Annotated in this window: 14 protein-coding genes; 8 read left to right on the top strand and 6 right to left on the bottom strand. The window is 39.2% G+C overall.

The genetic code is table 11. From position 1 onward, the window contains the following. Positions 1–93 precede the first annotated feature (93 nt). Positions 94–1620: a bifunctional phosphoribosylaminoimidazolecarboxamide formyltransferase/IMP cyclohydrolase gene (purH, locus tag H8B21_RS11465; protein ID WP_190313878.1), complete on the bottom strand. Its 1527-nt coding sequence runs from the start codon at positions 1618–1620 to the stop codon at positions 94–96. A 254-nt stretch (positions 1621–1874) separates the two neighbouring features. Here purH and H8B21_RS11460 point away from each other — a divergent pair, with 254 nt between their 5' ends. Then, positions 1875–2606: a 3-keto-disaccharide hydrolase gene (locus H8B21_RS11460; protein WP_190313877.1), complete on the top strand. Its 732-nt coding sequence runs from the start codon at positions 1875–1877 to the stop codon at positions 2604–2606. Between the two features lie 106 nt (positions 2607–2712). Beyond that, a complete protein-coding gene (locus tag H8B21_RS11455) occupies positions 2713–3369 on the top strand; it encodes a class I SAM-dependent methyltransferase (RefSeq protein WP_190313876.1) in 657 nt (218 codons plus the stop codon). Between the two features lie 49 nt (positions 3370–3418). On the opposite strand, the gene purN is transcribed toward H8B21_RS11455, so the two are convergent. From purN to H8B21_RS11430, 5 genes are all read right to left on the bottom strand, one after another. After that, positions 3419–3994 carry a phosphoribosylglycinamide formyltransferase gene (gene purN / locus H8B21_RS11450; protein WP_190313875.1) on the bottom strand — a complete coding sequence of 192 codons (576 nt, stop codon included), beginning with the start codon at positions 3992–3994 and terminating at the stop codon, positions 3419–3421. A 100-nt stretch (positions 3995–4094) separates the two neighbouring features. After that, entirely contained in the window at positions 4095–5540 is a 1446-nt protein-coding gene (locus tag H8B21_RS11445) for a serine hydrolase domain-containing protein (RefSeq protein WP_190313874.1), read from the bottom strand. Positions 5541–5565: 25 nt separating this feature from the next. Continuing rightward, complete coding sequence (locus tag H8B21_RS11440) at positions 5566–6303, bottom strand: LytR/AlgR family response regulator transcription factor (RefSeq protein WP_190313873.1); 738 nt, start codon at positions 6301–6303, stop codon at positions 5566–5568. Further along, a complete protein-coding gene (locus tag H8B21_RS11435) occupies positions 6296–7333 on the bottom strand; it encodes a sensor histidine kinase (protein WP_190313872.1) in 1038 nt (345 codons plus the stop codon). Before H8B21_RS11435 ends, H8B21_RS11440 begins: the two co-directional genes overlap by 8 nt. A 6-nt stretch (positions 7334–7339) precedes the next feature. Beyond that, complete coding sequence (locus H8B21_RS11430; RefSeq protein WP_190313871.1) at positions 7340–8215, bottom strand: LiaF transmembrane domain-containing protein; 876 nt, start codon at positions 8213–8215, stop codon at positions 7340–7342. Between the two features lie 212 nt (positions 8216–8427). Between H8B21_RS11430 and H8B21_RS11425 the strand changes: the two genes are divergently transcribed. The 6 genes from H8B21_RS11425 (at position 8428) to H8B21_RS11400 (ending at position 14529) form a co-directional block, all read left to right on the top strand. Beyond that, positions 8428–8751 carry a DUF3276 family protein gene (locus tag H8B21_RS11425; protein WP_190313870.1) on the top strand — a complete coding sequence of 108 codons (324 nt, stop codon included), beginning with the start codon at positions 8428–8430 and terminating at the stop codon, positions 8749–8751. A 90-nt stretch (positions 8752–8841) separates the two neighbouring features. Continuing rightward, positions 8842–10962: a S9 family peptidase gene (locus H8B21_RS11420; RefSeq protein WP_190313869.1), complete on the top strand. Its 2121-nt coding sequence runs from the start codon at positions 8842–8844 to the stop codon at positions 10960–10962. 100 nt (positions 10963–11062) lie between these two features. Next, positions 11063–11806, top strand: a complete 744-nt coding sequence (locus H8B21_RS11415) for a beta-carotene 15,15'-monooxygenase (RefSeq protein ID WP_190313868.1) — start codon at positions 11063–11065, stop codon at positions 11804–11806. An 8-nt stretch (positions 11807–11814) separates the two neighbouring features. Then, positions 11815–12969, top strand: coding sequence for a 1-deoxy-D-xylulose-5-phosphate reductoisomerase (dxr, locus tag H8B21_RS11410; protein WP_223814974.1), 1155 nt, complete (start codon positions 11815–11817; stop codon positions 12967–12969). Positions 12970–12989: 20 nt separating this feature from the next. Further along, a complete protein-coding gene (rseP, locus tag H8B21_RS11405; RefSeq protein ID WP_190313867.1) occupies positions 12990–14309 on the top strand; it encodes an RIP metalloprotease RseP in 1320 nt (439 codons plus the stop codon). Between the two features lie 16 nt (positions 14310–14325). Continuing rightward, on the top strand, positions 14326–14529 hold the full coding sequence (locus tag H8B21_RS11400; protein ID WP_165296031.1) for a YwbE family protein: 204 nt from the start codon (positions 14326–14328) through the stop codon (positions 14527–14529). Positions 14530–14658: the final 129 nt, after the last annotated feature.

The following is a 14658-nucleotide window of genomic DNA, read 5'->3' as shown; positions in this document are numbered from 1 at the left end:
CTGTTTTGGAACAATTATAGCATTTATTATTATTTATTGGCTTTTAGGATATTTATAATAGGGCAGTGCATAACCAATGCACCGCCCTTAAATTTAGTGCTTAAAATGTCTTACACCGGTGATAACCATCGCCACACCCTTTTCATTGGCCATTTCAATAGATAGTTGATCTTTAATAGAACCACCCGGTTGTAATACAGCTGCTACGCCTGCATCGCCCGCTATTTCTACGCAATCTGGAAATGGGAAAAAAGCATCAGAAGCCATTACACTCCCGTTAATATCGAAACCAAAAGATTGTGCTTTTTCTATAGCTTGTTTTAACGCATCGACACGTGATGTTTGCCCAACGCCGGAAGCGACCAAGGTATTGTTTTTGGCAAAAACGATTGTGTTCGATTTGGTATGTTTTACAATTTTATTCGCAAAATATAAGTCATTCAATTGTTCCGCTGTTGGCTGAATCTCAGTAACTGTAGTCATCGCTTCAGGGCCCTCTACTGTATGATCTTTGTCCTGTACGATAACGCCATTCAATAACGTTTTGAACTGCTCTTTAGGTAGTTGAACATCTTTGCGTTTTAAAATGATACGGTTTTTCTTTGCCGTTAACACATTTAAAGCACCCTCAGTATAAGATGGAGCGATAAGTACTTCAAAGAAAAGGTTATTGATTTCGTTTGCAGTTTCCTGATCAATTTCCCCATTGGTAATCAATACACCCCCAAACGCCGATACAGGGTCACATGCCAGTGCATCTATCCACGCTTGTTTAATAGTAGGACGTGAAGCCACACCACAAGCGTTTGTATGTTTTAGAATGGCAAACGTAGGATCGTCAAACTCATCAATGATAGCAACGGCTGCGTCTACATCTACCAAATTGTTGTAAGAAAGCTCTTTTCCATTTAACTTGTCGAACATTGCGTCTAAGTCACCGAAGAAAGTTCCTTTTTGATGTGGATTTTCGCCGTATCTCAGTGTCTGTGCCTGTTGCACCGACTGCTTGAAAACAGAAAGCGGACCTTCTTGATTAAAATAGTTAAAAATTGCGGTGTCATAGTGCGAGGACGTGTTAAATGCGCGTTTTGCAAATTCTTTACGCTGTTCCAATGTCGTTTGTCCATCTTGTGCAGCTAACATAGCTTCAAGCTCTTGATAATCGCTTTTAGAGGAGATAATCACCACATCGTTAAAATTTTTAGCAGCGGCACGAATCAAAGAGATACCGCCAATATCAATCTTTTCGATAATATCTTGTTCGGGAGCACCAGAAGCTACGGTTTCTTCGAATGGGTAAAGATCCACAATAACAAGGTCAATTTCAGGAATTTCGTACTGTGCCAATTGTTCCTGATCACCTGCTAAAGGCCGACGTGCCAATATACCTCCAAATATTTTCGGGTGTAATGTTTTTACACGGCCACCGAGAATAGAGGGATAGCTGGTCAAATCTTCGACTGCGACAACGTCGACGCCCTGTTCACGGATAAATGCTTCCGTACCACCTGTGGAGTAAAAAGTGACTCCGTATTTATTTAGTAGTTTAATCAGGGGGGCTAAGTTGTCTTTGTAATATACCGACACCAAAGCATTTTTAATTTTAACAGGATGATTCATATGTATAAACATTGTTTTTTAAAGGTCATATGGAATGTCCGGATTTCCTACGGAGAGCTCGCTAGGCTCGGTTATACTCATTCGCATTTGTATTGTAGCAAACATGGATATTTCATTGCCCTATTTTTGGAGTGACAAAGATAAGAATTTAAGTGGTGGAAAAAACATTGCCTTTTAAATTTCAAGGATATTTTCTACATTTAGCCGTAGTCGATAAAAATTCAGATTCTTTCATATAGTCATAATTTACCAATATGCATATTAAAAATAGAAATGTAATTAAAGTCCTTTGTTTTTCAGTTTTATCGTTTTTTGTAGCATGTGCTGATGTAGCTGATACGACCCCAAATACGCTAAGCGAAAATGAAAAAGAGGAAGGGTGGGAATTGCTTTTCGATGGACGATCCTTGTCTAATTGGCATGTTTATAATCGAGGGAGTGTACCATCTGCTTGGGTGGTGCAGAACGGTAGCCTTTATTGTAATCCCAATAGCGATCTCAAAAAGGGAGATCTGGTTACGGATAGGGAATTTGAAAACTATGAGCTGATATTTGATTGGCAACTGGAGAAAGCGGGAAACAGTGGTGTTTTTGTGAATGTTCAGGAGGAACCAAATATCGACGCCACGTACCATTCAGGGCCGGAATATCAACTTTTGGAAGATTCGCATGCCAATTTTGACAAACCGTTGAAACGGTCGGGTTGCCTATATACTTTTTTTCCGCAGAAGAACTTTGTCAACACTAAAAAGGCAGGGCAATGGAACCATTCGCGAATTATACAAAAGAATGGAAAAACGGAATTCTATCTTAACGGCAACATGACGGCTCAAGTAGATTTCAACTCCACAGCATGGAAGAATTTAGTTATTAGAAGTGCATTTAAAGATTATCCAGAGTTCGGAAAACACAACAAAGGACGTATCGCCTTGCAAGACTGGTCGCGGGGAGTGTCTTTCCGAAATATTAAGATAAGACCGCTGTAAAATAGGTAATGATTAAAACGAAATGAGAAAAAAACATATAGCTGGCGATTATATTTAATCGAGTTTTTACAGTTATTATTCAATTATTCATAAAAATCCAAACGGGATGGCCGATAATAAAGAACTGCAAGAATTAGCTTTGCAATTACGACAACCACAAGGTGACAAAGGTGTTAAAGTTGCTGAAATGATGAATGAAACGAATATCAACATGACGCTTCATTCCATAAAACGACTAGAGCTGCAAGATGGGCAGCGAATATTGGAACTTGGACACGGCAATTGCGGTCATCTTACACAATTGCTCGAACAAAAAAAGGACCTAAGCTATTACGGTTTGGAAATGTCTGTGCTCATGCAAGAAGAAGCACAACGCTTAAATCCGCAATTTCTGGATAACGGGCAGGCTAGCTTTTATTTATATGATGGCGTACATATTCCATTCGAAGACAATTTTTTTGATAAAGTTTTTACAGTAAATACCGTTTATTTTTGGGATGACCCAAGGGCACTGCTAGCTGAGCTTTATCGTGTAATAAAACCGGGCGGGGTATTAAATATTACTTACGCTCAAGGTGATTTTATGAAACAACTGCCTTTTGTTGAATTCGGTTTTACCCTTTACGACGACGAAAAAATTAAAAAGCTTTTCGATAATACGGCTTTTCATCCTGGAGGGATAGAGACACAAACAGAAATTGTTAAAAGTAAAACAGGGGAAACGGTGGATAGAGCGTTCACAACGATTACGATGAAGAAATAAACCTGTCGGTATTACAGCTGTTTAAAGCAATAGGAAATTTATATCTTCTTCAATTATATTTCTTCAATAAATTCTCGATGATTTTTGGAAAATATTGATGCTCTAACTGTTGTCCTTTAAACTTGATGATCTCCAACGTGTCGTCCGCTTCAATCTTGAATTTTGCTTGATGGATAATCTCACCTTCATCGAAGTTTTCATTAACGAAATGGATAGTGATGCCGTGTTCTTCATCGCCAGCTTCTAGAACAGTCTTATGTACTCTATCACCATACATTCCCTTGCCGCCATACTTAGGAAGTAAAGCAGGGTGGATATTGATGATTTTATTTGGGAATGCTTTTAAAAGATTCTCCGGAACTAACCATAAAAAGCCAGCTAGAACAACGAGGTCTATTTCCAAACGTTTTAAAATATCTATGATTTCATCCGTTTCATAAAAAGTTTTCTTGTCGAAAACATGAGACGGGATTTCAAAGTTATCCGCACGTTGTAGAACATAGGCTTCAGGATTATTGCTCAACACTAAAGCTACTTCCGCCAGATTGGAATACTTAAAATGCTCCATAATTTTCTGTGCATTCGAACCCGAGCCGGAAGCAAAAATAGCAATGCGTTTTTTCACGATAATGTGTCTTTTATTTATTAAAGTTGATTTTTACCCAAACTTAGGTAATTTTTTGGATACTTTTGAGTGTGCGCCCATCTTTATGGTGGGCTTTGATCTACTCGGCTAACAATTTCTCCATAATTTCCGTACTGATTGGAGATACGCCTTCGGAGGCATTGGATAAAATGACCACGGCTGTTTTCGTATCAGGAGAGAGCCCGACGAAAGAGCTGCTACCTGCTGTTCCACCGGTGTGGTGGAAGTATATGATACCGTCCCCCATCATACTTATACGCCAAGCTAACCCAATGTCCATATTTTCAGGTGTGAAAAAAGTAAACTGTCTTGTCAAGGCCATTGCCTTCTGCAATTCGTTTTCTGGCATTTTAAATTGCTCGACCGCAAATAGCATAAGATCTCTTATGTTGGATTTTAGGCTGCCAGCTCCGATCAAGGCTTCCCAATTCCATAATGGTGTTATATTTCCATCTTTATCTAAACCTGGAAGAACTATCTGTTGTTTTTTTACATCTGGTTTATCAGTAGTATTGCCAAGCTGTAAAGGTTCCAAAATCGTTTCCCGTAAGCCCTGCATATAAGGTTTTTTGCAGATAATAGCGATTAGTTCACCTAACAAGCCATAGCCTAGGTTGCTGTATTCATACTCCTCGCCCGGCTCTCGCGATGCTTTGTAATTTGTCAGAAAGCTGAAAAGCGCTTTTCGGTCATAAGTCGCAAATGGATCCTTCTCATTGTATCCAACAACGCGATTCCAGTTATCTGCCATGCGGGGAAGCCCCGAAGTATGGTTGGCTAAGGTTTTGAACGTAATTCCTTTTAATGCTGGATTGGAAGAGACCGAATCGGGCAAAAAAGGTAGTATAGGGTCATCCAACTGGATAATATCCTTTGTGACGAGATCAGCAAGTAATGTCGCAGTGAATACTTTCGTGATTGATCCAATTTCATATAGCGTGTTTTCTGTAGGAAGTGTATTGTTTCCTTTTTCCGTTTCACCATACAGAAATGTTTTGTATTTATTTTTGTGAAAAATCGCTACCGCCAAAGATTGGGTATTCCCTTTTTTGATGTAGGTGTTGGCTATCGAATCTATATAGAAGTCTAAGGGAGTTTCGGTTTCTACCTGACTGATCACCTCGTCTTTTTCCGGTTTTTCAACTTCTTTGGTACTGTTGTCAGCAGCTGTAAAAGCTAATGCAGTATAACGAAACGTACTATCTACGGCTAATTTGGCCAGCAATTGACGCTCCGTTGTAAAAGATACCCGATAAGTAGCAGTCTGGCCTTTAAAATCTTCCACTTCTACATCTGTTATTCTACCTAGTTGATAAAGGTTTTGTAGCATAAAGGCGAGTTGGTCTTTGCTAACCTGTTTCCTAAAAGCTTCAGAGGCTAAGTTGTAGATGGAATCTGTCATCTGTGTGTTGATGAAAAACTCTATTTTATTGAAAACTGCCCGATTGGCTTCTTCTATCCTTGTTTGTCCCAGTCCCGTCAGCGCAGTGCACATTAACAGTAAGAAAAATAACTTGCGAATCATACCGCAAAATTACATAAACATATGTTTATAAGCCAATGATTTGTTTCAAACGAGCGTATCCCGATTTACTGATATTGATTTTTTCGCCTGTTAGCAAAGTAGCGATGTAACTTTCTTTTTCCATCGGTTCAATTTTTGCAAGCTGATCTACTTTCGCGATAAATGAGCGATGTACCCTCACAAACTGTTTTGGGTCTAATTGTTTTTCAAAAGAACTCATTGTTTTATTCTTCAGGAACATACCGTCTTTCGTGTGGATTTTTACGTAATCGTCATAAGCTTCCAGAAAGGTAACCTGCTGTACGGGAATAATCTTAATCTGCGAGCCGTTTTTTACAACAATGCGCTCTAAGGCTTCTTCTTCTCGAGCAGCTTCTAATTTTGCTGAAGTTTCTTTTGGCGTGCTGCTATGATGGTTATTTCTGAATTTTGTTAACGCCTGTTCGAATCGGTCCTTATTGATGGGTTTTAAAAGATAGTCTATTGCATTTTTTTCAAAAGCTTTAATAGCAAACTCATCAAATGCGGTCGTAAAGATGACATTAGGCATTTCATCGAGAATCTCTAACATCTCAAATCCAGTCAGTTTTGGCATTTGAATGTCTAAAAAAATGAGATCAGGATGTACTTGTTGGATCATTTTCGCACCCTCAAAACCATCTCCGCATTCGGCCACTATTTCGACATCGTGATGTTGTTGTAAATATTCGGAAATAACCATGCGTGCTAAAGGTTCGTCGTCTATGATGATAGTCTTAATCATATTGCGGAATTTTTAAGGTTGATATAAATGTATTTTCATGAATAGAGGTCTCCAATAAATCTGTACGGCTATAAAGCAAAAACAAGCGGCGTTGAATACTGGAAAGTCCAAATCCTGTACCTTTTCGACTCTCAAACTGATCAGAATCAAATGGATTGGTAATCGTGATATATAGCATGTAGTTTTCTATCTGGATATCAATCGTGATTTCCACTTTCCCTATGACGTTATATAAGCCGAATTTAATGGCATTTTCCAGTAGCGGTTGAATAATCATCGAAGGAACTTTAGCTTGACTTGCCTCTTCCTGTAAATAAAAAGTTGTCGTTAGCCGGTGCCCGAAACGTACTTTCTCTATGTCAAGGTATAGCTTTAAATGGGCGATTTCGTCTGCAAGCGGAATTAACTGCTTATCATCCTTCCGCATCGTGCCACGTAAAAAATCAGAGAGTTGAAACGTCATATTACGAGCTTCATCTGGCTTGATGCCGATAAGAGCAATGATCGAGTTAAGACTATTAAACAGAAAATGAGGTTGAAGCTGTTGCCGTAAATTATACAGTTCTGCATCCCTTAGGATGCGTTCGGATTCTTCTTTCCTCTTTTTATTTTCCTCGTATTCTTCTTGAATGTTCCAGAACACATTAATAATCGTCACACAAAGCAACAATAGGAAGTTGATGATAAAGCGGTACGGTAAAATCTGATAAAAATGTGTAAGCGAGAAATCGTCAAAAAATTGGTTTAGGAAAAATATAGACAATCCAATGCTCACCACGGTCAATACCAAACAAATTAAGATAATCTTGACGTATTGGTTTTTACGTGGCAAATAAAATTGCAAGGTACTATAAATAAGGTAGCAACAAATAGTTATGGAAAGTGCGCCAATGATGGGTTCATAGGGTGTAACCGCTTTCGGGCTAAAATCCCACCACAATAAAAAATAAGAAACAGCGAAGTATAAAATACAGATTGTCCATGCACTAACATGGATTAAACGGTTTTTTGTCGTTAGTTTAAACGTCATATTACCTTAGCTGTTTTTTATAGTGATGTTTCCGAAGATCGACGTACCGGTAATATACAGACATTTGTTCTGATCTTTTACGTTGGTCAATATGACACGACGGTCATCGTTCTCACTCAAGATACAAGATGCCGTCGTCGCCACCACCCAGTGGGGGGGCACGATAATCTTGGTGCTTCCAAATAGTTGAAACACATCTAAAGCAACCGGCTGTTGTATATCAGCCTGTAATAAATTGATTTCGGTGCTGCCGAAGAGATTGGTCATCGTGCCTCCGAGAAAGTTCTTTGAAAAAATAATCTTTTTCGCGTAACCAAATATAGATTCGACCTTTATATAATTTTCACCTTCATACGTGTATGTTCGTTTTGTTTGTTGTTCATCACCTTTATATGTATCACGTGCCTCCTCAAATGAAGACTTAAAGGCATCGGCAGGTTCATTTCCGATATCCACGCGCTTATCCCAATCAAATTCATCTTTATCTGTGCCCGGCGGAGTATGTGGTGGAATAGGCGGAGCAGGATGATTGCGGTTTCGAACGATGAAATAAATTCCGATAGCAATGGCCAATATGGGGATAACAACACCGCCAAAAGAAAAGTCGAGTAATCGTCTGAGGAGGAAAAGTCCACCAATAGCAATCAAAATGATAGACGATTTCTTTTCAAATTTCGAATTTACGCCAATCACGATCCCGATGATAATTAAAATCATCTCCCAACCAAAGATGTTCCTAGGAAACGGAAAACCCAAATCAAGATTACGCATTAAGAGGACAATGCCCAAGAATACAATCGCTGCCCCAATGATATTTGCGCTTTTATTATTACCGCGAGGCGGGATAGGAGGTGGTGTTTTATGATCTCTTTCTCTTTCCATTACTACTTGTATTTTTATGTTTGATTCAAAAGTAATGCAATACTTAATAATACGTTAGCCAAAATAGGCAATACAATGCACTTTTTCGGTAAACACCGTTCTTTTTTCGGTGAAAGTTTTTAAACATTTTTTCTATTAAATTTGGAAACATGAAATTAATTATTATATATTTATAGCGAAAAAGGATTTAAACTTAAATACTTGCAATACTAATGGGAGATTTTGAAAACAAAGAGCGTGAAGAGGTATTTTCAAAAAAGGTGAGAGCGGGAAAACGTACTTATTTTTTTGATGTAAAAGCAACTCGTTCTAACGATTACTACGTAACCATCACGGAAAGCAAAAAACGTTTCGAAGATGGGCAATTTATTAAGCACAAGATTTTCTTGTATAAAGAAGATTTTGAGAAATTTGCTGAAGGGTTGACAGAGGTTGTGGACTATATCAAGGCTAACCAAGACGTTGTTGAAAAACGCTACGAACCAAATCAAGAAGACTCAGCTGAATATGCGCAGAAAGACGACTATTCTTTCTAACGCATTCCAACGTAAAAACATATGGAGCCACTATTAAGTGGCTTTTTTTATTATATTATTGTTAATTTCGTGGCGTTATCAGCATCCATTATGAATAAGATTTTACTAAAATCACTTATAGGGCTTCTATTTGTTACCCAATTACAGGCTCAGAAGAAAACGTTGAGCTTTGCCCAAGCATGGGGGCAGGAAACTTCGGTCACGAAACCGATCAACCAATATACTGGTTGGGCGGATAATTATCATTATATTGAACGTGATGTTACGGACGGCAAACTTTATCAAGTGCATGTAAAAACCGGTAAACGCATAGCTTATACGCCGCCGGTTAAGTTGGATACAGAGGTGTTTATTAAAGATAAAGATATTTATATCCGTTACGGAAATGATCTGGATAGACGCTTAACACAATCCCCCGACATAGAAGAAAAGAATCCAACATTGTCGCCAGACGGAAAATATGTAGCATTTACGCGGGATAACGATTTATATAGTGTGAAAGTAGACGATGGAAGTGAAGTTCGTTACACGTCAGACGGTACGGATGTTATTTACAATGGTTGGTCATCCTGGGTATACTATGAAGAAATTTTGGGTCGTCCAACAAATTATAAAGCATTTTGGTGGTCGCCAGACAGTAAGCAATTGGCTTTTATGCGTTTTGACGACACACAGGTGCCGATGTTCCCCATTTATGTCTCTACTGGACAACATGGATATTTGGAGGAAACGCGCTATCCGAAGGCGGGGGATCCTAATCCCGAGGTAAAAGTAGGTTTTGTGAAAGTGGAAGGGTCGCCGGTCGTTTGGGCAAACTTTAACGAGAAAGACGACCAATATTTTGGAGAACCTTATTGGAGTTTTGATAGTCAATCTATTATGGTACAGTGGATGAACCGCGACCAGACAAATCTGAAATTCTATTCCGTGGATCCAACTAATGGCAATAAAAACGAGATATACGATGAAAAACAATCAACTTGGATTAACCTTGATCATAGTGAACGCATAACCTATTTGGCAGATAACAAATATTATATTTTGAAATCTGACCGTACCGGATGGGCTCATTATTATCTATATACATTGGATGGCAAACTGGTTAATCCATTGACGTCGGGCGATTGGCAGGTAACATCGTTGGAACTTGTAGACGAGAAAAATAAAGTCGTGTACTTTACAGCACGTAAGGAAAATTCTGCTACCGTAGACCTATACCGTGTCGATTATTCGGGAAAAGGACTGAAGCGCTTGACATTCGGTGACTATACACATCAAGTGAAAGTTTCCCCAGACGGAAAATATTTTATAACAGACTATTCCAATATTTTTACTCCCAATAAAATCGCGTTGGTTGATAATAAAGGTAAACTAGTAAAAGAATTGGCCGATAGCAAGTCGAGTGATTTTGAAAGTTATAATATCGGAAAAACGGAGTATTTTACTATCCCCTCGGAAGATGGTAAATTTGATTTGCCCGTTATTATAACCTATCCTGTAGATTTTGACGAAACTAAAGTCTATCCGGTAATAATGAGCATTTACGGTGGACCCGATGCCGGAACGGTGCGAAATACATGGAAAGGTATGTCTAACCAACATTGGGCGAAAGAGGGGGTTATCCAAATTACTGCTGATCATCGCGCATCGGGGCATTTTGGTAAGCAAGGTGTAGCGTGGATGCATAGAAATCTCGGTAAATGGGAAATGATAGATTATATCACCGTAGCAAAATGGTTGAAGGCAAAACCTTGGGTGGCTGATAACAAACTATTAATTACAGGGCACAGTTACGGCGGTTATATGACCTGTTTGGCATTAACAAAAGGAGCAGATTATTTTGATTATGGTATTGCAGGTGCGCCGGTTACCAGTTGGGAACTGTATGACACACATTATACGGAGAGATGGATGGATACACCTCAGGATAATCCGCAAGGATATGAAGCGGGCTCTATATTGACCTATGTAAATCAATACAAAGGAGGGTTGCGCATTATGCACGGTGACCTTGATGATAATGTGCACTTACAGAATACCATGCAGTTGGTAGACGCATTAACAGACAGGGATGTTCCATTTGAGTTAATGATTTATCCTGGTAGCCGACACGGATTTGCGCGTTCAAAATCGGTGTATGATTTTAAAGAGCGGGTACGCTTTTATTATCAGTACCTATTGGAGAAACCGGTGCCGGAAGATTTTAGATAGTATAATAAGGCGATGCAAAAATACCATTATATTTGCATAATTATTTTTCAGCATGTTACAATATTTAAAGCAAAGCACGTTTAAAGCAAATGATGTTTTTATGAAAGCAATAAGTATTTTGAAAAGCCATTACTTTTCAATTGCGGGGCTTTGCTTTTTATTGTTTGTAACCTCTAATCTATCGTCTTATTTAGCATTTTTATTGGCAGAATCTAATGGCGATATCATAAACGGATTGATGTGTTTTGTCTTTGTGACATTGTTTTTCGGGACACAGTTGGTGCTGATAAAAAGAGCTTTATTGCTTGCACAGGGTGTTGAACATGCAGATTTCAAGGACTATATTCCATCGGCAAAACAGTTTGTGAATTTTCTGATGGGATTTATACTATATTCTTTTCTATTGGGGATAGTCTATCTGCTTTCCTCTTTGCTGAGTTTCCCGCTGTTGTATCTAGGAGCGGATATGGAAACATTGAGTATGGAAGTTAATCCGTTTCTTACGGGGTTGATTATGATGTTTGTATTGCTTCGGATTACTTTTTTTCCCTTTTTTATCGTCGATAAAAAATATAGCCTTTTCCGCGCTTTTAGATTAAGCATCGCATTAACAAGAGGCAATGTTATTAACTTGTTTTTACTGATGTTGGTAGTTGGGACGGCTTATATACTTCAGGTCTCGTTTGAGTATTTAGGTTACTTTATTATAGCCAAAATTTTTAGTGCAATCAACACTTTTGTGATCATACCATCGGTCAGTTTAGTTATGGCAACTGCATATCATAACATGATGAAAGACTATAAAGGGGGAGATGATCCACAATTATTAAAAAATATAATTTAACACGCATTTTGAAGAAGAAAAATATTGCCATATTAGGTTCTACGGGAAGTGTAGGCACACAAGCCCTAGAGGTAATAAAGGCATTTCCGGAATTGTTAGAAGTTTCGGTGTTAACGGCGAGTGCAAATGCTGATCTGTTGATTGCCCAAGCCCAAGAATTTAAGCCGAAGGCCGTAGTGATTGTCTGTGAGGATAAATATACACAGGTAAAAAATGCGTTGAAAAGTTTGGAAATAACCGTACTTTCTGGAGAAAAGGGCTTGGAAGAAGTCGTGCAGTACGATGAAATCGATATGGTTCTCAATGCCATCGTAGGATCAGCGGGTCTACGACCTACAGTTAAAGCGATTGAGCGGAAAAAAGATATTGCGTTGGCAAACAAAGAAACGTTAGTAGTCGCTGGTGCGCTGATGATGGATTTGGTTCGTCAATACGACGTAGCGATGTTGCCCGTGGATTCTGAGCATTCTGCTATATTTCAATGTTTGGTAGGAGAACATGCCAATCCGTTGGAAAAAATATATCTAACAGCATCTGGTGGGCCATTTCGAGGAAAAGACCGTGATTTTTTGACTACCGTTACGAAACAGCAAGCATTGAAACATCCTAATTGGGTGATGGGCGCTAAGATAACAATAGATTCTGCATCCCTCATGAATAAAGGGTTGGAAGTTATTGAAGCAAAGTGGCTTTTTGATTTGGATGTCGAACAGATTGATGTCATTGTCCACCCCCAATCTATTATCCATTCGTTGGTGCAGTTTCAGGACGGCTCTATGAAAGCACAGATGGGATTACCGGATATGAAGCTGCCGATTCAGAATGCGTTGACGTATCCGCACCGTCAGCCTAATTCGCTCGAACGTTTTGATTTTATGAATTACGCTTCTTTAACTTTTGAAGAGGCGGATAAAGATACTTTCCGTAATTTGGAGCTCGCGTATCAATCGATAAAAGATGGTGGAGATCGTCCCTGTGTATTGAATGCTGCGAACGAAGTTGCCGTGGCAGCATTCTTGGCAGATGAAATTTCCTTTTTAGGGATGAGTGATTTGATTGAAGCGACAATGTGTCAGCAAAAAAAGGTTGCAAATCCTTCTTTGGAGGATTTGTTGGCAATAGATAGTGAAACGCGTGTTGTGGCACGAAGTTTAGTGAAATAAGAGAACGAATAATTTAATAAATGGGAACATTGGTAATGATTGGACAGGTTGTTTTAGGCCTGTCGATTTTGATAATACTACACGAGTTAGGACATTTTTTGGCCGCGAGGGCATTCGGTATTAAAGTAGAGAAATTCTACCTTTTCTTTGATGCCTGGGGAGTAAAGCTTTTTAAGTTTAACTATAAAGGCTGTGAATATGGAATTGGTTGGCTGCCATTGGGGGGGTATGTGAAGATTGCGGGTATGATCGATGAATCCATGGATACCGAGCAAATGAAACAGGAGCCCCAGCCGTGGGAATTTCGCTCCAAACCGGCATGGCAACGCCTTATTGTGATGTTGGGTGGAATTATTGTCAATGTAATCGTGGGGATTGTTGTTTTCTGGATGTTGGCGTTTAGCTATGGAGATAGTGACATCGATAACAGTAAATTGGCCTATGGCGTGGTTCCGGGCATTATTGGCAAGGAGGTCGGTATTCAGCCTGGAGATAAGATTTTAAAGGTCAATGGTAAACAAGCGTTAGCTTTTGGTACGGATGTGTTGGGCGCTGAAGTCATGATGGGTGGGGCCGTCCTGACGATAGAAAGACAGGGTGAACAGCAAGAAATCCGTATCCCTTCTGATATCCTAAACAAAGTGGCAGATCATAAGGCATTTGAATTTGCGCAGCCTCGCCGTAAGATGAGAAGTGTAGGTGAAGTCCAAAAGGGTTCAGAGGCAGAGCGAATGCAGTTTCAAGTGGGAGACAGTATTTTAGCCGTAAACGGCACACCAACGATATTTTTTGATCAATTTACGGACGAGATTAAAAAGAATGTCAATAAACCGATAAACATCAGCGTGATGAGAGAAGGCCAAGAACTGAGTTTGGCTGGTACGGTAGACTCTACGGCTACAGTTGGTGTCTCTTTATTGTGGGAGGATTTGCCTGTCACAACGCATACGTACGGTTTCTTGGAATCCCTGCCAATCGGCACGAAACGTGCTTTTGAAGTAATTACTGTTAACATCAAAGGCTTTGGCAAAATATTTAAAGGTGATGTACGAGCAGATAAAGCTTTGTCGGGGCCTGTGGGAATAGCCAAAATGTTTGGTACAGAAGTGAATTGGCTTAGGTTTTGGAGTTTAGTAGGAATGTTGTCGATGGCTTTGGCCTTTATGAATCTTTTGCCGATACCTGCATTGGATGGTGGACATGTACTATTTCTACTGGTAGAAATGATTCAAGGTAAGCCATTGAGTGATAACTTCCTCGAGAAGGCGCAAATCGTAGGTTTCTTTATCTTGATAGCGCTCATGCTATTTACACTCGGAAATGACATTATAAAGTGGTGATTTAAGGTTGTAGGTTATGGACGGAAAAACGAGAGCAAATATAAAACCTGGGATGCTAGTGAATATTGTGTTAAAAAAAGATCAACGTACAGGTATATTGACAGAGGGTATTGTAAAGGATTTACTTACCTCGGCACCTTTTCACCATAGAGGTATCAAGGTAAGATTACAAGATGGTCAAATTGGTCGTGTACAAGAGATATTGGAAGAGGACGAATGATGTCTTTTTTAATTTTTACGTTTCATTTTTCACGTTTTATTTTTTACCTTTGTCTCCCGTGAAAAATGAGGTAACATATCTCGTCATAATATCGCAAGGCTTCGGTGGTAACATGGAAACCTATCATAT

Origin of the sequence: Sphingobacterium chuzhouense (genome assembly GCF_014692525.1) — a bacterium.
GTDB classification, from domain to species: Bacteria; Bacteroidota; Bacteroidia; order Sphingobacteriales; family Sphingobacteriaceae; genus Sphingobacterium; species Sphingobacterium chuzhouense.
The sequence above is the reverse complement of the archived record's forward strand: the minus strand, read 5'-3'. Positions and strand labels throughout refer to the sequence as shown.

What these genes read in the sequence shown, in the direction of transcription:
- purH (WP_190313878.1), bottom strand. Translation starts at nt 1,620, where the DNA reads ATGAATCATCCTGTTAAAATTAAAAATGCTTTGGTGTCGGTATATTAC.
- H8B21_RS11460 (WP_190313877.1), top strand. Translation starts at nt 1,875, where the DNA reads ATGCATATTAAAAATAGAAATGTAATTAAAGTCCTTTGTTTTTCAGTT.
- H8B21_RS11455 (WP_190313876.1), top strand. Translation starts at nt 2,713, where the DNA reads ATGGCCGATAATAAAGAACTGCAAGAATTAGCTTTGCAATTACGACAA.
- H8B21_RS11445 (WP_190313874.1), bottom strand. Translation starts at nt 5,540, where the DNA reads ATGATTCGCAAGTTATTTTTCTTACTGTTAATGTGCACTGCGCTGACG.
- H8B21_RS11440 (WP_190313873.1), bottom strand. Translation starts at nt 6,303, where the DNA reads ATGATTAAGACTATCATCATAGACGACGAACCTTTAGCACGCATGGTT.
- H8B21_RS11435 (WP_190313872.1), bottom strand. Translation starts at nt 7,333, where the DNA reads ATGACGTTTAAACTAACGACAAAAAACCGTTTAATCCATGTTAGTGCA.
- H8B21_RS11430 (WP_190313871.1), bottom strand. Translation starts at nt 8,215, where the DNA reads ATGGAAAGAGAAAGAGATCATAAAACACCACCTCCTATCCCGCCTCGC.
- H8B21_RS11425 (WP_190313870.1), top strand. Translation starts at nt 8,428, where the DNA reads ATGGGAGATTTTGAAAACAAAGAGCGTGAAGAGGTATTTTCAAAAAAG.
- H8B21_RS11420 (WP_190313869.1), top strand. Translation starts at nt 8,842, where the DNA reads ATGAATAAGATTTTACTAAAATCACTTATAGGGCTTCTATTTGTTACC.
- H8B21_RS11415 (WP_190313868.1), top strand. Translation starts at nt 11,063, where the DNA reads ATGAAAGCAATAAGTATTTTGAAAAGCCATTACTTTTCAATTGCGGGG.
- rseP (WP_190313867.1), top strand. Translation starts at nt 12,990, where the DNA reads ATGGGAACATTGGTAATGATTGGACAGGTTGTTTTAGGCCTGTCGATT.
- H8B21_RS11400 (WP_165296031.1), top strand. Translation starts at nt 14,326, where the DNA reads ATGGACGGAAAAACGAGAGCAAATATAAAACCTGGGATGCTAGTGAAT.